An 18,449-nucleotide genomic window follows, 5' to 3' on the forward strand; every position below is an offset into this window, starting at 1 on the left:
AGGGTATCTATTTATATTAATTTATCTTTTTAAGGAATGACTATGTTTATGACTAAATTTTATTTATTAAGCGTATTACTGAGTTTAGCATTGGCATGGTTTATTCCAATTTTAATACTGAAAATCGTATTCTCCTGGACAGCACTATCCTTAATGATAGTCAGTTTTGCTTATATCTTTGATACCCCTTCTATTTTTAGAAAAAACAACGATGGGAAAATAATTTGGTGGGTACGCTGGGCTTTTATTCCTTTTTTACTGGGTATCAGAGCCTATAATATATGGGCAATAAAAAAGGACGATGTCCCCCCTATACAAAAAATAACTGATCACCTTTTTTTATCAAGACGTTTGTTGCCGTCAGATTTAGATTATCTAAAATCACAAAAAATCGAATGTATTGTTGATGTCACCGCTGAATTTTCAGGATTAGAAAGTGCAATGACAGATAAGCATTTCGATTATTTAACGATTCCTGTTTTAGACCACAAAACCCCATCACTCCGAAAATTACGTCACGCCTTATACTGGATAGATACTCAAGTATCACAATCACGCTCCGTTGTCATACATTGTGCCCTAGGTCGTGGTCGATCTGTTTTTGTTATGGCGGCTTACTTGTTGAGTAAAGATCCTACATTAACCGTAGATCAAGCACTAAAAAATATAAATACCATTCGAAGCTCAGCTAAATTAAATAATAAGCAATATAAGATACTCAGTGCTATCAGTAATCAAAAACAACTACAATTACCAGATCCAACTTGGATGATAGTAAATCCTGTCTCAGGGGAGGAAAATGGCAACAATACAAACAGCAATTAATTAGAGAACTAACAACTAAATATCGTTTGAAAATACAAATGACAACAAAAGAAATATCAGCATCAATGTTAACAGATGAAGCTAAGCAAGATAGAGTCAAAAATATTATTGTTTGTGGTGGTGATGGCACCATCACTGAAGTGGCCGGTAAAATTATTCATTCCGATATTTCACTTGGCATAGTTCCCTTTGGGACTGCAAATGCGTTATGCCACGTTTTATATGGGTTAGAAACCAAAGTATCTCCTGTCGAAACAGCATGTAAGGCTATATTGTCAGAAAATGTGCAACGTATCGACACAGCAAAATGTAACGATAATTTAATGCTTCTTGTCATGGGAATTGGCTTTGAGCAAAAAATGATTGAATCTGCTAATCGAGAGAACAAAAATGAACATGGACAACTGGCTTATCTAACAGGATTTTTTAAAGCAGTGGTTGCAAATAATCAAACTCAACATCTAAATATTAAATTAGATGAACAACCTTATCAAAAGCTTGATGTGCAAAGTTTAGTGATCGCAAATACAGCACCATTTAGCACACTATTAGCCCATGGAGGAGACACTCCAGAACCAAATGACGGAAAATTACATATCACTTACTTAGAGCAGACCGATTCTCTTCCAGAAAAACTTTTTGCTTTATCAGATTTAGCCATATCTAGTATTGGTATAAAAGAAACAGCGACACAATTTAAATATTTTTCTGGCGATAAAGTGACTATTACATCTGATAGTTCAATTGATTACGTCGTGGATGGCGAAAATTATTCTTCACAATTTATTAACATAGAGATGATTCCTTCATCACTGAATGTGCGAGTTCCCTAACCTAATAAAATTATTTTAATAAAAGTAATCATGTTAAAGGAATAAACAATTATGTAACCCTAATATAATATAAAGTTGACAAATCCAATTTTCACCGCGATTATGAAGATCCTACCTTAGGATGTTGATTCGTAATTGTGAGAAAAATTAATGCATAAATTAAGCTTATTATTAAGTGTACAAAACGAATTATTGCGTCAATCTATATTGAGTAATACGGAATTATTGCATTTTAATATTATCGAATTACAGCCAGAAGAAGATTGGATATCACAAATAGATTTAACAACACCAGATATAGCAATCGTTGGTATTAATCAATTTACAACATCCGATTATGAAGCTTTATCTCAGCTTGATGCTTTAAATACAATGGATTTAATTTTGATTAGTTCAGGTGCTCCTAACAATAACTTGGACAAGTTAATGCAATTAGGTGCCATTTTTCACTATCGAATGCCCGTCGATATGGAAGTTTTATCTGATACATTATTAGATGTTCGCCAATATCAATTACCTAAAAGCACTCCTGGAAAAAAAGTATCAACTAGCGACTTGGATCAATTTGGATTATTGATTGGTTCATCCAAACCGATGCATAAACTTTATCGAACACTAAGGCGTGTAGCAAAAACCGATGCTTCAGTACTCATTATTGGTGAAAGTGGTGCAGGTAAGGAGCTTGTAGCGCAAACAATCCACCAAGCAAGTGAACGCAATCAAAATTCGTTTATTGCCATTAACTGTGGAGCAATTAGTCCTGAATTAATCGATAGTGAATTATTTGGACACAACAAAGGCTCTTTTACTGGGGCTGATAAATCTCATGAAGGTGTATTTAAACAAGCAGAAGGAGGAACGCTGTTTCTTGATGAAATAACAGAAATGCCAATTGAGCATCAAGTAAAATTATTAAGAGTATTAGAAACAGGTGAATATAGAAAAGTAGGAGGGCAAAATGTACACTTGGCCAATGTTCGTATCATTGCGGCAACCAATAGAGACCCTCAGACCGCAATAGACGAGCAGGAATTAAGAGAAGATTTATATTTCCGTTTAGCGCATTTTCCAATACAAGTTCCCCCTTAAGAGAAAGAAATGGTGACATTACTGGTTTAGCAAAACATTTCATTGCACACCAAAATGCAAGAGAAGGAAAAACTAAAACAATTTTAGAAGGCGCATTACAGAAAATAGGGGCCTATGACTGGCCTGGTAATGTTAGAGAGTTAAAACATACAATTGAAAGAGCCTTTATAGTTTCTGATGATGTAATAAAAGAAGAGCATATAATTTCAGAAACTCCAACAATAGAAACCAACGACCAATATGAAGAGTTAGTGCCACTTGGCGTCGCATTAGTTGATATTGAAAAAGCGGCTATTGTCAGTAATTTAGATAATAATGAAGGTAATAAAACAAAAACAGCTCAAGATTTGGGGATTAGCGTAAAAACACTTTATAACAAACTCGATAAATATGAAGTATCGTAGATAAAAACACTCACCTAGCTCTAAGAATTAGGTGAACCCTACCAAAAAGATCCAAACGTTCCAGTAAAGTGTTTAAACAAACTAATAAAGGAACAGCAATTAACATACCCATACTTCCCCATAACCAGCCCCATAATATAAGCCATATAAATATAATTAATGGATTGAGGTTAAAACCTCGTCCTAATAGAGTTGGAGTAACAAATTGGCTCTCAAGCAAATTAATAAATAAATACGTAGATATAATAATAAATGCGTAACTCATAGAATCAAATTGCACATAGGCAATAACACCAAAACAAACCATAGATATAAGAGGGCCAATATAAGGTACAAAATTTAATACTCCTGCAAATGCCCCCATAAAAATGGGTCATCGATACCGAAAAAAACAGAATACTCCCAACAATTAATCCAAGAAACATGTTAATTAAAGTAACAGTACTGATATAACGAGACAAAGATCTTTGAATGGTTCTAGCTAACTCAACAGTTTTGCGTTTGTTAGAAAAACCATCAAATTGCATTAACATACCAATAAATAAAGAACGTCCATAACTTAATAAAAAATATACCATGAATAAAGACATCATAAGTTGGGTAATGACAGTGGGTGTCGCTATGGCAATACTTTTAATTAAAGAAATAACAGTATTACTTTGAAACTCACCAACATTTGTTTGATTAACAAATACATCATCGGTCCCAGAACTTTTTATCGTACTTTCAGTTGCATTTGTCACTTCGTGTGATAAATCTTTAACAAGTGTCGGTAATTTATTCCACCATTGTTGGGCAGGTTCGGTAAATAAATTAGCACCACTAGATAAGATAGCAACAATGATAAATATGATGCTTACTACCCCTAATTGGCGAGGTATTTTAATTTTGACCAAATAGTTAACCAAGGGACTACATAACAAAGCAATAAAAGTACTAATGATGATCGGAAGTAATATTGATTTAGCAAAATAAAAAATAGCTAATATAGAAACAGAAAATAAAAACCAAAAGCCAGCCACATATAAACTTTTAATATTAGAGTGATCTGCTTGTTGAGGTTTAACTATATTGTTATCCAAAATAAAACTTCCTTTATTGTATGTGATCTAGGCTGATATTATTATTTTGTTTTATTTTTTCGTGCATATTGAAGATAATGATCTCGACTAAAAGAAAACAATGAATAAATAGTTTTTGTGCGTTTTTTATATTTATTAGCAAACAATGAAGCGACCATAACAACTAACATAGTCTCAACAGGGTTTTTATTTACTTTTTTATCTACAGAAAACAAAAGTTGTTTTAAATTTAATTCACACTCCCTGATTGATAATTTGCTTTCAACTCGTTTTAATTTAATCTGATTATTTAGTTGCCTTAATGATGACATCAAGCCCCTCCTTAACCTGTGAAATAGTTTCTCTAAACCCTAAAAATACACTTAGCTTTTTTTGCAAATATGTAAGAAAAACTAGAAAAATAAATAAAGAAGTTAAGAAAATGCCAAAGGCAATAATAAGGTTGTCATATAAGCTATATCCAACAATTCCAAAAAATACATAAACTGAGAATAAAAATGACTAATAAAGGGATAAATAAAATTTGACAAAAGAATATTTTATAAGTAGCTGATAAATTTCTTAACACTTCAAGTAAAAAAGCTGAGCAGTTGATTCAGACCAACTACCCATCTCTTTTGTAAGTAAATAAAATTTATTAAAAATATCCTTAAACTCAGCAAATTTAATATTAAATTCAGATGAGTTTAACAAGCCTTCTATCTGCTCTGAGGTTTTAGTATTACTTTCATCCTCTTTATTGATATTAGCCATTGGATAATACCTCTATTACTTAATAAGCTTAGAAATTGCCCAACCAGCCAAAAAGGCGCGACCAATGCTTACCAGTGGACGCTCTTTAATGATATTTTCAGCTTGGTCTGTTGCGCTCTTAATTTTATCAGAACCTTCATCTAGCGAATCTTTAGCCTTATTCTTAATAGTATTAACTGTTTCAGATGCGGCTTCTTCAGCTAAATGATAAGCGTCTTCCATTTTTTCTTGAGGTTTTTGAGTTTTAGTTCGTGATACTGGCATGTTAACTCTCCTTAATTAATGATTATTAGTGCAAGTTGTAAATATTTTGCTTTGATATTGGAATATATAGCGAAAGGCGTGCCAAATATTTAAGGTACTGATTTATTGAACTTATTTTTCGATTAAATAAGTTTCATTAATTTTTTGTGTAGTTATTACAAAGAAAAATATGTATTAATGTAAAAACTACTCAGTTGTAGTTTTTATTTATTAACAAATAAAAAGGTTAAAACGAAGAAATCGATACAGGCAGGGTCAATAGATATTGTTCGGATATTTGAGGGTTAAGAATATTGGCAATGGAAAGTCGTCGTGGAACTCCTAGGCTCATAAACCATCGCTGACGCTATATCACCAGGGCACGCAGATTTTTACCCGCTAATGACACTATACTGGCGTAAAATCGCCGCTAACAATCACTAGTCGCACTGGGCATCCAAAGTAGAAAGTCATCTCAAAAAGGGTTATCAATCCTTTTATTCTGTCCAAGAGGAATAGCTTATCGGAAGGCTATCAACCTTCCCCATGCGAGAGTAGGTCAATTCAAAAGATGTAATAACGACCCCCCTTCTTTCGAAGGATGGGTTTTATCGGTATTAGGCGCTTGGCGATGGAAAGTCGTCGCAGAGCTCCTCCGCTCGTGACAAATCGATGTCGCGATACTCGCCCTACTCTCTACGTAGGTCCTCGCACTAAAACTCTAAAACGAAAAAATCCCTGCTGACAAAGTCAACAGGGATTGCTCGTATTAGGCGCTTGGCGATGGGTGGACATTGTTCGTCCACTTGCCTTCGGCAAACTCACCCTACTATCACTATCTGCGTTGGGCACTCATAATAGCAATTCATCTCAAAAAGGATTATCAATCCTTTTCTGCTGTCCAAAAGGAAGAGCGTATCGGCAGGCTATCAATCTTCCCCATGTGTGAGTAGGTCAATTCAAAAGACATAATAACGAAAAAACCCCACCCTTCTTTCGAAGGATGGGGTTTATCGGTATTAGGCGCTTGGCGATGACCTACTCTCACATGGGGAAACCCCACACTACCATCGGCGCAACTGCGTTTCACTTCTGAGTTCGGAATGGGATCAGGTGGGACCACAGTGCTATTGTCGCCAAGCAAAAACTTAATTAAGAAAGCTGTTTCTTGTTCTTTTTATAATCTGCAATATCTTAGTAAAATATGTTTATCACAAACGTATTTTTTTGATGAACTATTATCATCTCTTGGAACAATCTCAAACACTTAAAATGCTTAGAGTTTGTATGGTTAAGCCTCACGGGTAATTAGTACAAGTTAGCTCAATACATTACTGCACTTACACACCTTGCCTATCAACGTTGTAGTCTCCAACGGCCCTTTAGGGAGATTAAATCTCCAGTGAGAACTCATCTTGAGGCTCGCTTCCCGCTTAGATGCTTTCAGCGGTTATCGATTCCGAACGTAGCTACCGGGCAATGCCATTGGCATGACAACCCGAACACCAGCGGTTCGTCCACTCCGGTCCTCTCGTACTAGGAGCAGACTCCTCTCAATTCTCAAACGCCCACGGCAGATAGGGACCGAACTGTCTCACGACGTTCTAAACCCAGCTCGCGTACCACTTTAAATGGCGAACAGCCATACCCTTGGGACCGACTTCAGCCCCAGGATGTGATGAGCCGACATCGAGGTGCCAAACACCGCCGTCGATATGAACTCTTGGGCGGTATCAGCCTGTTATCCCCGGAGTACCTTTTATCCGTTGAGCGATGGCCCTTCCATTCAGAACCACCGGATCACTATGACCTACTTTCGTACCTGCTCGACGTGTCTGTCTCGCAGTTAAGCTGGCTTATACCATTGTACTAACCTCACGATGTCCGACCGTGATTAGCCAACCTTCGTACTCCTCCGTTACGCTTTGGGAGGAGACCGCCCCAGTCAAACTACCCACCAAACAGTGTCCCAAACCCCGATTCAGGGGCCATGGTTAGAACTCAAAACATACAAGGGTGGTATTTCAAGGTTGGCTCCAACAAATCTAGCGACCTGTCTTCAATGCCTCCCACCTATCCTACACATGTAGGCTCTAAGTTCACTGCTAAGCTGTAGTAAAGGTTCACGGGGTCTTTCCGTCTAGTCGCGGGTACACAGCATCTTCACTGCGATTTCAACTTCACTGAGTCTCGGGTAGAGACAGCATGGCCATCATTACGCCATTCGTGCAGGTCGGAACTTACCCGACAAGGAATTTCGCTACCTTAGGACCGTTATAGTTACGGCCGCCGTTTACCGGGGCTTCGATCAAGAGCTTCGACATAAGTCTAACCCCATCAATTAACCTTCCGGCACCGGGCAGGCGTCACACCGTATACGTCATCTTGCGATTTAGCACAGTGCTGTGTTTTTAATAAACAGTTGCGACCATCTGGTATCTTCGGCCTCTAACAGCTTAGAGAGCAAGTCTCATCACCGTCAAAGGCGTACCTTCTCCCGAAGTTACGGTACCATTTTGCCTAGTTCCTTTACCCGAGTTCTCTCAAGCGCCTTGGTATTCTCTACCTGACCACCTGTGTCGGTTTGGGGTACGATCCTTTATTATCTGAAGCTTAGAGACTTTTCCTGGAAGTATGGCATCGATGACTTCAGCACCTTAGTGCCTCGACATCGTGTCTCAGTATATAGTGACCCGGATTTACCTAAGTCACCTACCTACACACTTGAACCTGGACAACCATCGCCAGGCCCACCTAGCCTTCTCCGTCCTCCCATCGCAATAATAAAGGGTACGGGAATATTAACCCGTTTCCCATCGACTACGCCTTTCGGCCTCGCCTTAGGGGTCGACTCACCCTGCCCCGATTAACGTTGGACAGGAACCCTTGGTCTTCCGGCGGGGAGGTTTTTCACCTCCCTTATCGTTACTCATGTCAACATTCGCACTTCTGATACCTCCAGGATGGTTTACACCTTTCCCTTCAACGGCTTACAGAACGCTCCTCTACCACGCATATAAATATGCGTCCGCAAGCTTCGGTGATATGTTTAGCCCCGTTAAATCTTCCGCGCAGACCGACTCGACTAGTGAGCTATTACGCTTTCTTTAAATGATGGTCGCTTCTAAGCCAACATCCTAGCTGTCTAAGCCTTTCCACATCGTTTCCCACTTAACATATACTTTGGGACCTTAGCTGGCGGTCTGGGTTGTTTCCCTTTCCACGACGGACGTTAGCACCCGCCGTGTGTCTCCCATGATTGCACTTGTTGGTATTCGGAGTTTGCATAGGGTTGGTAAGTCGGGATGACCCCCTAGCCTAAACAGTGCTCTACCCCCAACAGTGATACATGAGGCGCTACCTAAATAGCTTTCGAGGAGAACCAGCTATCTCTTGGTTTGATTGGCCTTTCACCCCCAGCCACAAGTCATCCCCTAATTTTTCAACATTAGTGGGTTCGGTCCTCCAGTTGATGTTACTCAACCTTCAACCTGCTCATGGCTAGATCACCAAGTTTCGGGTCTAATCCCAGCAACTATTCGCCCAGTTAAGACTCGGTTTCCCTACGGCTCCCCTAAATGGTTAACCTTGCTACTGAAATTAAGTCGTTGACCCATTATACAAAAGGTACGCAGTCACCGAACTAAGTCGGCTCCTACTGCTTGTACGTACACGGTTTCAGGTTCTATTTCACTCCCCTCACAGGGGTTCTTTTCGCCTTTCCCTCACGGTACTGGTTCACTATCGGTCAATTAGGAGTATTTAGCCTTGGAGGATGGTCCCCCCATATTCAGTCAGGATTTCTCGTGTCCCGACCTACTCGTTTTCACTAAGTAGAAGTTTTTGTGTACAGGACTATCACCTTGTACCGTTGCACTTTCCAGAGCATTCCACTAACTTTTATCTAGCTTAAGGGCTGGCCCGATTTCGCTCGCCGCTACTTTCGGGATCTCGGTTGATTTCTTTTCCTAAGGGTACTTAGATGTTTCAGTTCCCCTCGTTCGCTTCCATATGCTATGTATTCACATACAGATGACACTAAGTGCCGGGTTGCCCCATTCGGAGATTCCAGGATATAACGCTTGTTATCAACTCCCCTGGACTTATCGCAGATTACCACGTCCTTCATCGCCTCTAATTGCCTAGGCATCCACCGTGCACGCTTATTCACTTAACCATACAAATTCTAAGAATTTTAAAATACTTATTGTTTGTAGGTTGTTTCCAAGACGCTTGCGATCCTCATATTTTACTATGAAAAACACATTCGTTTTTCGTGCACCGAGAATGAACGTTGTTTTGTTCATTCAGGATACGTACTGTTCTCATTTCACTACGTGAAAAAAGAACTATTTATTTTGCTTGATTACAATTACTAAAACCTAAGTTTTAATAATTGAGAACAATTTACATTTCATAAATGAAACGTAAAATTTCGTTTATATTTACCACACCAATCAACACTAAAGTGTCATTGTTATTGTGCGATAAATAAGAACTTTATCAGCTTTCCTAATTGTTAAAGAGCAGGCTTTTTCGCTAAAAAAAGCCTTATGTAAGTAGTGATACTTATATAAGGCTTCTGTGTCATGTTAGGTCACTTCAATGAAGTGGTGGAGCTATGCGGGATCGAACCGCAGACCTCCTGCGTGCAAGGCAGGCGCTCTCCCAGCTGAGCTATAGCCCCAACATGGTTTTTGTATAAGTACTTAATCAACTCGGTGGCAAATCGGATTAAATCAAGGCAAATTGAAGCGAAGTTTAGTCATTTCTAAACGAGCTTTAATTTAACGAAGAGTTAGTTCGATTTTGGTGGGTCTGGGCAGATTTGAACTGCCGACCTCACCCTTATCAGGGGTGCGCTCTAACCAACTGAGCTACAGACCCAAGTCGATTTGGCGGGTCTGGGCAGATTTGAAAAAATCAAGCCAACCTCACCGCTCTTTACCCAACTAGGGGTGCGCTCTAACCAACTGAGCTAGGAGCAAGTATCTTTACTTATACAACTCTCTACATTCTAATCAAACAATCTGTGTGGGCACTAATAGCAGTTTCGTTACGTAAGGAGGTGATCCAGCCCCAGGTTCCCCTAGGGCTACCTTGTTACGACTTCACCCCAGTCATGAACCACACCGTGGTCATCGCCATCCCGAAGGTTAAGCTAATGACTTCTGGTGCGACCCACTCCCATGGTGTGACGGGCGGTGTGTACAAGGCCCGGGAACGTATTCACCGTGGCATTCTGATCCACGATTACTAGCGATTCCAACTTCACGGAGTCGAGTTGCAGACTCCGATCCGGACTACGACAAACTTTATGAGATTCGCATACCCTCGCAGGTTAGCAACCCTTTGTATTTGCCATTGTAGCACGTGTGTAGCCCATCCCGTAAGGGCCATGATGACTTGACGTCGTCCCCACCTTCCTCCGGTTTATCACCGGCAGTCTCCCTAAAGTTCCCGGCATAACCCGCTGGCAAGTAAGGATAAGGGTTGCGCTCGTTGCGGGACTTAACCCAACATTTCACAACACGAGCTGACGACAGCCATGCGAGCACCTGTCTCAGAGTTCCCGAAGGCACTCATCAATCTCTTGGTGATTCTCTGGATGTCAAGGGATGGTAAGGTTCTTCGCGTTGCATCGAATTAAACCACATGCTCCACCGCTTGTGCGGGCCCCCGTCAATTCATTTGAGTTTTAACCTTGCGGCCGTACTCCCCAGGCGGTCTATTTAATGCGTTAGCTTTGAAACCCACGGCATATAGCCACAAACTTCTAATAGACATCGTTTACTGCGTGGACTACCGGGGTATCTAATCCCGTTTGCTCCCCACGCCTTCGCGCCTCAGTGTCAGTCTTTGTCCAGGTGGTCGCCTTCGCCACTGGTATTCCTTCAGATCTCTACGCATTTCACCGCTACACCTGAAATTCTACCACCCTCTACAAAACTCTAGTTAACCAGTTTCAAATGCCGTTCCCAGGTTGAGCCCGGGGCTTTCACATCTGACTTAATTAACCACCTACGCGCGCTTTACGCCCAGTAATTCCGATTAACGCTCGCACCCTCCGTATTACCGCGGTCTGCTGGCACGGAGTTAGCCGGTGCTTCTTCTGTGGGTAACGTCACAGATATCAGTTATTAACTAATACCCTTTCCTCCCCACTGAAAGTGCTTTACAACCCGAAAGCCTTCTTCACACACGCGGCATGGTCGCATCAGGGTTTCCCCCATTGTGCAATATTCCCCACTGCGCCTCCCGTAGGAGTCTGGACCGTGTCTCAGTTCCAGTGTGGCTGGTCATCCTCTAAGACCAACTAGGGATCGTTGCCTTGGTAAGCCATTACCTTACCAACTAGCTAATCCCACTTGGGCCACTCTTTACGCGCAAGGCCCGAAGGTCCCCTGCTTTGGTCCGAAGACATTATGCGGTATTAGCAGTCGTTTCCAACTGTTGTCCCCCACGTAAAGGCATGTTCCCAAGCATTACTCACCCGTCCGCCACTCGTCATCTTCTAGCAAGCTAGAAATGTTACCGTTCGACTTGCATGTGTTAAGCCTGCCGCCAGCGTTCAATCTGAGCCATGATCAAACTCTTCAATTTAAAGTTTAATGTGGTTGTTTTCTTCGAAGAAGAATGCAACCTGACTCAATATTACTGACTAAAACTATGTACCGAAGTACAATGTTATTCTGAATTAATGAATTAATTCGTGTGTCATTGATATTGATTCTTTTTGTCCCGAAGGACTATTTTGAAACCGGCTTACCGATGATTCGCTTCGCGATTCATCTAGCGACGGTTGTTTTTGCTTGCGCAAATACAACCCTATCAATGCTCACACAGATTGTTTGATTAAATTGTTAAAGAGCGTGCCTTTCGGCGAGGTGCGTATAATACGCTAACCATGAACCTTGTCAATAAATTAAATTATTTAATTTTTGACACAAATGCTAAGCATTTGTTGGCTCTAGACTTAGTAAGTAACTTTCGTTAGTCGCCGTGTCTGTGGGTGCGCATTATAGGGATTGAGAAAGCATTGGCAAGCTTTTATTGTGCTTTATTTTAAAATATTGACTGAACGAATAATAACTAAACAATCTGATGTTTAATTGCCCAAAAAATTGAAGTAAGTCTATATATTAAAATAAAACTATTCGCTTTTTTGAAGTAATTTTTAAGCATTTTTCCAATTTCGTTTTTCCTATATAGTAGAGAAAATTTATTGGAGATAAAAAATGAGTCAAATACAGATTTTAGTTGGTAGCACTTTAGGTGGTACCGAATATGTAGCAGAAGCGACACAAACTCTATTAGAAGAGGCTTTTTTGATACTGATTTACATCTTGAACCAGATTTAAATGAAATGTCTTTACAGGAAGAACAAATTTGGTTGGTATTCTTATCTACCCATGGCGCAGGCGACTACCCTGAAAACTTCAAAGACTTTGTAGAACAATTGCAACAGGTTAACGCTCCTTTATCAGGTGGTTCGTTATGCAATAGTCGGTATTGGCGATTCTAATTATGATACTTTTTGCGAAGCGACTAAAAACTTTGATTATATTCTAGAGGAAATGGGAGCGCGACGTATCGGAGATCGTTTAGAAGTCGATGTTGTTGAATATGCCATGCCCGAAGATCGTGTGGTCGATTGGATCCCGCTTTTAATAGAAGATCTAAATGAAATTATTGATTGATCCACAAATTACTTGTCCACAGAGGTTTGTGCATAAAGTATTTATAAGTCGTTAACGAAATATGTTTAACCTATGTGCAAACCTGTGGTTAATTTTACCTGTGTATAAACAGCTAAAATACCCCATTGTTAAACCCAATTAGATCCACAATTGCACACAGATCAAGATCTAATTTAAGATCTTGATCTGTAGAATATAATACCGGTTTTACACATAATTACGTTTGCTTAATAAGTGTAGTAATAAAAGATCTTTAAAGATCTATATATAATACTAATACTAATGATTCGATCTTAGTTGTGTCATATTTGAATGGAAGTAGGTAAAATATGTTTTTTATTTTTACAGTTATTTTGGAAAGAAAATGAATTACCACGAATATTTTGATGTGATTGTTATTGGCGGTGGCCATGCAGGTACAGAAGCGGTATGCTTCATCAGCACGTATGGGCATGAACACTCTATTATTAACACACAACATTGAGACACTTGGCCAAATGTCATGTAACCCGGCCATTGGTGGCATTGGTAAGGGACATTTAGTCAAAGAAATTGATGCACTTGGCGGTTTAATGGCAAATGCAATTGATAAAGGTGGTATTCAATTTAGAACCCTTAATGCCAGTAAAGGACCAGCTGTTCGTGCTACCCGTGCTCAAGCTGACCGTTTATTATATAAAGCGACTATTCGTGAAAAATTAGAGAACCAAGAAAACTTAAAAATCTTTCAACAAGAAGTAGAAGATTTAATTGTTGAAAATGATCAAGTGACTGGTGTTATAACCAAAATGGGTGTTAAGTTTTCAGCTAAAACCGTGGTATTAACCGTTGGTACTTTTTTAAATGGCTTAATACATATTGGTTTAAAAAATTACAGTGGTGGTCGTGCGGGTGATTCTGCTTCAATAGGATTAGCACAACGTTTAAAAGAATTAGCAATTCGTACTGGACGTTTAAAAACAGGTACGCCTGCTCGAATTGATGCTCGTTCTATCGATTTTTCGAACTTAGAAGTGCAACATGGTGATACACCAATTCCTACCTTTTCGTTTTTAGGTAATAAAAGTGAGCATCCACGACAAATTCCATGTTATATCACTCATACCAATGAGAAAACACATGATATTATTCGCAAAAATTTAGATAGAAGCCCTATGTATACTGGTGTAATTGATGGTATTGGTCCACGTTACTGCCCTTCTATTGAAGATAAAATCATGCGCTTTGCAGATAAACAATCGCATCAAATATTTGTTGAACCTGAAGGTTTAACAACACATGAAGTTTACCCAAATGGTATTTCAACGAGTTTACCTTTTGATGTACAAATTGAGTTTATTCGTTCAATGAAAGGCTTTGAAAACGCATTTGTAACAAGACCTGGTTATGCTATTGAATATGATTATTTTGATCCTCGTGATTTAAAATCCACTTTAGAAAGTAAATTTATTTCTGGGTTATTTTTTGCTGGCCAAATTAATGGTACAACAGGCTATGAAGAAGCTGGTGCACAAGGTTTATTAGCAGGGTTAAATGCTTGCATTACAAGCGCAAGATAAAGAAGGTTGGTGCCCTCGTCGTGATGAAGCCTATGTCGGTGTTTTAGTAGATGATCTATCAACACTAGGTACTAAAGAACCTTATCGTATGTTTACTAGCCGTGCTGAATACCGTTTATTATTACGCGAAGATAATGCTGATGCTCGTTTAACTGAAAAAGGTCGCGAGTTAGGGTTAGTTGATGATGTTCGTTGGAAAGCATTTAGTGAAAAACAAGAAGCGATAAATCTAGAATGTCAGCGTTTAAAAGATCATTGGGTTAATCCTAATTCTGTAAATGCAGAACAAATAAATGCATTATTAAAACAACCTATGCAACGTGAAAGTACATTAGAAGCAATGATCCGTCGTCCAGAGGTTAATTATCAAGATCTGATGAACATTGAAGGTTTAGGCCCTGCAATTAAAAATGTACAAGTCTGCAGAACAGGTCGAGATTAAAATTAAATATCAAGGTTATATTGATAGACAACTTGATGAAATTGCGAAATTAAAGCGTTACGAAGATACAGTTCTTCCGCATGACTTTGATTATTCAGCTGTAAAAGGTTTATCTAATGAAGTTGTTAGTAAACTTATTGAAATTAAACCAGAAAGTATTGGTCAAGCTTCTCGGATTTCTGGCATAACACCTCGTCGCTATATCTATTTTATTAATATATTTAAAGAAAAATGGTTTAAGACGTAAGGCTGGATAAATGAGTTTATTAGAACAACTTCAAGCAATGCTTGCTCAAACAGAATTAAATATTTCTAATGAGCAACAAAATAAACTAGTTCAATTAGTTGAATTACTCGTAAAATGGAATAAAGCCTATAATCTGACTTCTGTTAGAGATCCACAACAAATGTTGATCAAACATATTATGGATAGCATAGTTGTATCACCTTACTTACAGGGCAAGCGTTTAATTGATGTTGGTACAGGTCCAGGATTACCAGGATTACCATTAGCCATTTTAAATCCAGACAAACAGTTTGTTTTACTTGATAGTCTCGGAAAACGGTTACGTTTTATCAGACAAGCTGTATTAGAATTAGGATTAAAAAATGTCGAATTTGTTCAAAGTCGAGTTGAAGAATATCAACCAAGCGAAAAGTTTGATGTGGTATTAAGCCGTGCTTTTGCTTCATTAGAAGATATGCTTTTTGGTGTCAGCATCTTCCAAATGAATCGGGACATTTCCTTGCTTTAAAAGGTCAATTTCCAGAGCAAGAAATATTAACCCTCGATAAAAAGTTTAAATTTATTGAAACGATCGCTTTAAGGGTTCCTAACCTTGAAGGCGATCGTTGTTTAGTGAAAGTAGAACGTGCTTTATAATTGATTATTTAATATGGTATGTAAATAAAAAATAATGCAGTTTTTAAGTCCTAATGATGAATACTGCGTGGTTGGTGTAATAACAAATTAATTCAAGTAGGTAGTCTGTGGGTAAAATAATTGCAGTTGCAAATCAAAAAGGTGGTGTGGGTAAAACAACCACCTGTGTTAACCTTGTCGCTTCTATGGCGGCAACTAAACGCAAAGTACTATTGATTGATTTAGACCCTCAGGGTAATGCAACAATGGGTAGTGGTATTGATAAATACGAAGTTGCTCATAGTGCTTATGATCTATTAATAGATGATCTGCCTTTGACTAAAGTTGTAGAAAAAGAAACATCTGGCGGTTATGATCTCGTTGCGGCAAATAGTGATGTGACGGTCGCAGAAGTAAAATTAATGCAACTTTTCTCACGTGAAATGCGTTTGCATAATGCATTAGTTAATTATAAAGATCTTTACGATTATATTTTTATTGACTGCCCTCCTTCATTAAATATGTTAACTATCAATGCAATGAGTGCTCGCTGACTCAGTATTAGTACCAATGCAATGTGAATATTATGCTTTAGAAGGATTAACAGCATTAGTTGATACCATTAGTAAACTTGTCGCTGTTGTAAATGGAGAGCTCAAAATAGAGGGGATCTTACGTACTATGTATGATCCACGTAATCGACTTTCTTCAGATGTTTCAGATCAACTTAAAAAACATTTTGGCGATAAAGTTTATCGTACTATCATTCCGCGTAATATTCGATTAGCTGAAGCACCAAGCTTTGGAGCACCAGTTATGTATTATGATAAATCATCAAATGGCGCTAAAGCTTATCTTGCTTTAGCGGGTGAGATGTTACGTCGTGAAGAACAACGTAAAGCATTAAGTGTTGAAAACACGGAAGTAGGATAAAACATGTTAGGTAAAAAAAGAGGTTTAGGTAAAGGTTTAGACTCTTTACTCAGTAGCAGTACTGAAAACCGCAATAAGCAAGTTTCTCATGATTATAATGCACAAAAAACACAGCAATTTATCGATGATGAGAAAGGGGCATTACAAGATCTTGATATTAACCAATTAGAACCAGGAAAATATCAACCTCGTCGCGATATGTCTGAGCAAGCGTTAGATGAATTAGCTAACTCTATTCGTGCACAGGGAATTATCCAACCGATCGTAGTTAGAGAAACCGGTCATCAAAAATATGAAATTATAGCGGGTGAACGCCGTTGGAGAGCCGCTAAATTAGTGGGTTTAGATAACGTCCCTTGTATTATAAAAAATGTAAAAGATAATGCGGCTATCGCCATTGCTTTGATCGAAAATATACAAAGAGAAAACCTCAATGCAATGGAAGAAGCGATTGCATACAAACGCTTATTAGAAGAATTTGAACTCACGCATAACGAAGTTGCTGATGCAGTTGGTAAGTCTCGTACTACAGTCAGTAATTTATTGCGTTTAAATAACTTAAATGATGATGTAAAAATATTACTAGAACAGGGTGATATTGATATGGGCCACGGTAGATCATTATTAAGTTGTAGCGGATCTTTACAATCTGATTTAGCAAAAGAGGTGGTAAAAAAGGGCTCACTGTTCGAGAAACAGAACGTTTAGTTAAAAAATCACTGACTCCAGCAGTAGAAAAAGAAGCACCAGTTATTAATCAGAAAGAAGAACACCTCATTAAAGTATTACAAGATAAATTAGGACTTTCTGTTACTGCTAAAACGGGAAAACAAGGCGCAGGAAAATTAGTGATTAATTATAAAGCACTAACAGATTTAGACGCTTTAATTTCAATTATAGAATAAATTTTCTGCAAAAAAACATCATCATTTCTATATTAATTGCATCTTTTTTTATATAAAAATTTGCAATTAACGCAACATATTTCAATGTTAATTTATTAACTTTAACAACACCACTTTCCATAAATTATTTTGTAGCTTCATTTAAATTATCAGTCATTTAAGCATAACTTAATCAATTATTCGATTAGGCTTAAACAAGCTGAAAGTAAATTACGCTTTAGTTATAAAAATAGCACATTAATAATGGTAATTAATCTAGATCAATAAATACCCCTGATTTTATTGTGCTTTTATTACATAGGGTGTAATTTATTTTTATTGTCATCGCAATCAACTTCTCTGTGATAAAAATGTTGGTTCCTTAACAATATTATAACTTATCGATTCTTTACACTTACTCCATATTGCATTGAGTCGGTTTGTCGGTATAATTTGCGCAGGTTTTAGTCTGAGTTATTAATCTTTTAATAATGAATTTTTAATGTCGCAGATTAGATAATAAAAGGAAATCGTAGTGGTTGATAAACTAGCAAAAAAAGGTCAGAAGTCTGGGCTGAAGTTGGTAGGTTTTCAATTACTAATCGTGTTGATGTTGACACTGATTTCAACGGTGCTTTTTTCAGTTAAATCCGGTTATTCGGCATTAGCTGGAGGTTTCACCTTCCTGCTTCCTAATCTTATTTTTGTATTAATGACATTTGCACATGCAGGTGCCAGAAAAACGAAATTAATACTTAGGGGTTTTACGCTGGAGAGGCTATAAAGCTCTTTTTAACTGTGATTTTATTAGTTTTGTTTTTGAAATATGGAGCTTTATCA

At 38.3% G+C, this 18,449-nt stretch carries 13 protein-coding genes, 2 tRNA genes, 3 rRNA genes and 4 pseudogenes; 12 read left to right on the forward strand and 10 right to left on the reverse strand.

Annotation, left to right across the window (positions count from 1 at the left end):
* Window positions 1-42: 42 nt before the first annotated feature.
* The 4 genes from ACLKMH_RS02880 (at window position 43) to ACLKMH_RS02895 (ending at window position 3,151) form a co-directional block, all read left to right on the forward strand.
* Window positions 43-825: a dual specificity protein phosphatase family protein gene (locus ACLKMH_RS02880; protein ID WP_413700792.1), complete on the forward strand. Its 783-nt coding sequence runs from the start codon at window positions 43-45 to the stop codon at window positions 823-825.
* Window positions 765-1,658 carry a diacylglycerol kinase family protein gene (locus ACLKMH_RS02885; protein WP_413700793.1) on the forward strand — a complete coding sequence of 298 codons (894 nt, stop codon included), beginning with the start codon at window positions 765-767 and terminating at the stop codon, window positions 1,656-1,658. Before ACLKMH_RS02880 ends, ACLKMH_RS02885 begins: the two co-directional genes overlap by 61 nt.
* A gap of 150 nt (window positions 1,659-1,808) precedes the next feature.
* Window positions 1,809-2,747, forward strand: a complete 939-nt coding sequence (locus ACLKMH_RS02890) for a sigma-54 factor interaction domain-containing protein (RefSeq protein ID WP_413700794.1) — start codon at window positions 1,809-1,811, stop codon at window positions 2,745-2,747.
* Window positions 2,748-2,998: 251 nt separating this feature from the next.
* Window positions 2,999-3,151 carry a helix-turn-helix domain-containing protein gene (locus ACLKMH_RS02895; RefSeq protein ID WP_413700795.1) on the forward strand — a complete coding sequence of 51 codons (153 nt, stop codon included), beginning with the start codon at window positions 2,999-3,001 and terminating at the stop codon, window positions 3,149-3,151.
* 10 nt (window positions 3,152-3,161) lie between these two features.
* Here the strand turns inward: ACLKMH_RS02895 and ACLKMH_RS02900 are convergent, their stop codons facing one another.
* The 10 genes from ACLKMH_RS02900 to ACLKMH_RS02945 form a co-directional block, all read right to left on the reverse strand.
* Window positions 3,162-3,515, reverse strand: coding sequence for an AI-2E family transporter (locus ACLKMH_RS02900; RefSeq protein WP_413700796.1), 354 nt, complete (start codon window positions 3,513-3,515; stop codon window positions 3,162-3,164).
* Complete coding sequence (locus ACLKMH_RS02905; protein WP_413700797.1) at window positions 3,421-4,233, reverse strand: AI-2E family transporter; 813 nt, start codon at window positions 4,231-4,233, stop codon at window positions 3,421-3,423. Before ACLKMH_RS02905 ends, ACLKMH_RS02900 begins: the two co-directional genes overlap by 95 nt.
* Before the next feature lie 41 nt (window positions 4,234-4,274).
* Entirely contained in the window at window positions 4,275-4,544 is a 270-nt protein-coding gene (locus tag ACLKMH_RS02910; RefSeq protein WP_413700798.1) for a hypothetical protein, read from the reverse strand.
* Window positions 4,545-4,794: 250 nt separating this feature from the next.
* Window positions 4,795-4,986 carry a hypothetical protein gene (locus ACLKMH_RS02915; protein WP_413700799.1) on the reverse strand — a complete coding sequence of 64 codons (192 nt, stop codon included), beginning with the start codon at window positions 4,984-4,986 and terminating at the stop codon, window positions 4,795-4,797.
* A gap of 15 nt (window positions 4,987-5,001) precedes the next feature.
* Complete coding sequence (locus tag ACLKMH_RS02920; RefSeq protein ID WP_413700800.1) at window positions 5,002-5,250, reverse strand: hypothetical protein; 249 nt, start codon at window positions 5,248-5,250, stop codon at window positions 5,002-5,004.
* Window positions 5,251-6,254: 1,004 nt separating this feature from the next.
* Window positions 6,255-6,370: ribosomal RNA gene (rrf, locus tag ACLKMH_RS02925) — 5S ribosomal RNA — on the reverse strand.
* Between the two features lie 146 nt (window positions 6,371-6,516).
* Window positions 6,517-9,406: ribosomal RNA gene (locus ACLKMH_RS02930) — 23S ribosomal RNA — on the reverse strand.
* 434 nt (window positions 9,407-9,840) lie between these two features.
* Window positions 9,841-9,916: transfer RNA gene (locus tag ACLKMH_RS02935), tRNA-Ala, on the reverse strand.
* A gap of 123 nt (window positions 9,917-10,039) precedes the next feature.
* Window positions 10,040-10,116 (reverse strand) — tRNA-Ile (locus ACLKMH_RS02940).
* Window positions 10,117-10,290: 174 nt separating this feature from the next.
* A 16S ribosomal RNA gene (locus tag ACLKMH_RS02945) occupies window positions 10,291-11,832 on the reverse strand.
* The 16S, 23S and 5S rRNA genes sit together here with 2 tRNA genes alongside, the layout of an rRNA operon.
* 635 nt (window positions 11,833-12,467) lie before the next feature.
* Here ACLKMH_RS02945 and ACLKMH_RS02950 point away from each other — a divergent pair.
* The 8 genes and pseudogenes from ACLKMH_RS02950 to ACLKMH_RS02985 all read left to right on the forward strand — a co-directional run bounded on the left by ACLKMH_RS02950 (window position 12,468) and on the right by ACLKMH_RS02985 (window position 18,393).
* The gene (locus tag ACLKMH_RS02950) at window positions 12,468-12,590 is read left to right on the forward strand and encodes a hypothetical protein (protein WP_413700801.1); all 123 of its coding nucleotides are present in this window, start codon (window positions 12,468-12,470) and stop codon (window positions 12,588-12,590) included.
* A 5-nt stretch (window positions 12,591-12,595) separates the two neighbouring features.
* Window positions 12,596-12,754 (forward strand): hypothetical protein, encoded by a 159-nt coding sequence (locus ACLKMH_RS02955; RefSeq protein ID WP_413700802.1) that lies wholly within the window; start codon window positions 12,596-12,598, stop codon window positions 12,752-12,754.
* Window positions 12,717-12,929 (forward strand): flavodoxin domain-containing protein, encoded by a 213-nt coding sequence (locus ACLKMH_RS02960; RefSeq protein WP_413700803.1) that lies wholly within the window; start codon window positions 12,717-12,719, stop codon window positions 12,927-12,929. Before ACLKMH_RS02955 ends, ACLKMH_RS02960 begins: the two co-directional genes overlap by 38 nt.
* Before the next feature lie 364 nt (window positions 12,930-13,293).
* Window positions 13,294-15,187 (forward strand): annotated as a pseudogene (gene mnmG, locus ACLKMH_RS02965) (tRNA uridine-5-carboxymethylaminomethyl(34) synthesis enzyme MnmG).
* A gap of 123 nt (window positions 15,188-15,310) precedes the next feature.
* Window positions 15,311-15,813, forward strand: a pseudogene (gene rsmG, locus ACLKMH_RS02970) (16S rRNA (guanine(527)-N(7))-methyltransferase RsmG).
* A gap of 107 nt (window positions 15,814-15,920) precedes the next feature.
* Window positions 15,921-16,725: pseudogene (locus ACLKMH_RS02975) on the forward strand (ParA family protein).
* 3 nt (window positions 16,726-16,728) lie between these two features.
* A pseudogene (locus ACLKMH_RS02980) lies at window positions 16,729-17,630 on the forward strand (ParB/RepB/Spo0J family partition protein).
* A gap of 514 nt (window positions 17,631-18,144) precedes the next feature.
* Window positions 18,145-18,393: an ATP synthase subunit I gene (locus ACLKMH_RS02985; RefSeq protein WP_413700804.1), complete on the forward strand. Its 249-nt coding sequence runs from the start codon at window positions 18,145-18,147 to the stop codon at window positions 18,391-18,393.
* The last annotated feature ends 56 nt before the right edge of the window (window positions 18,394-18,449 follow it).

This window comes from Psychromonas sp. KJ10-10 (genome assembly GCF_047323245.1).
GTDB lineage: Bacteria > Pseudomonadota > Gammaproteobacteria > Enterobacterales > Psychromonadaceae > Psychromonas.

Bases quoted from the DNA above. Each gene is read 5' to 3' on its own strand.
- ACLKMH_RS02880 (WP_413700792.1), top strand. From the start codon at position 43: ATGTTTATGACTAAATTTTATTTATTAAGCGTATTACTGAGTTTAGCA.
- ACLKMH_RS02890 (WP_413700794.1), top strand. From the start codon at position 1,809: ATGCATAAATTAAGCTTATTATTAAGTGTACAAAACGAATTATTGCGT.
- ACLKMH_RS02900 (WP_413700796.1), bottom strand. From the start codon at position 3,515: ATGGGGGCATTTGCAGGAGTATTAAATTTTGTACCTTATATTGGCCCT.
- ACLKMH_RS02910 (WP_413700798.1), bottom strand. From the start codon at position 4,544: ATGTCATCATTAAGGCAACTAAATAATCAGATTAAATTAAAACGAGTT.
- ACLKMH_RS02915 (WP_413700799.1), bottom strand. From the start codon at position 4,986: ATGGCTAATATCAATAAAGAGGATGAAAGTAATACTAAAACCTCAGAG.
- ACLKMH_RS02920 (WP_413700800.1), bottom strand. From the start codon at position 5,250: ATGCCAGTATCACGAACTAAAACTCAAAAACCTCAAGAAAAAATGGAA.
- ACLKMH_RS02950 (WP_413700801.1), top strand. From the start codon at position 12,468: ATGAGTCAAATACAGATTTTAGTTGGTAGCACTTTAGGTGGTACCGAA.
- ACLKMH_RS02955 (WP_413700802.1), top strand. From the start codon at position 12,596: ATGTCTTTACAGGAAGAACAAATTTGGTTGGTATTCTTATCTACCCAT.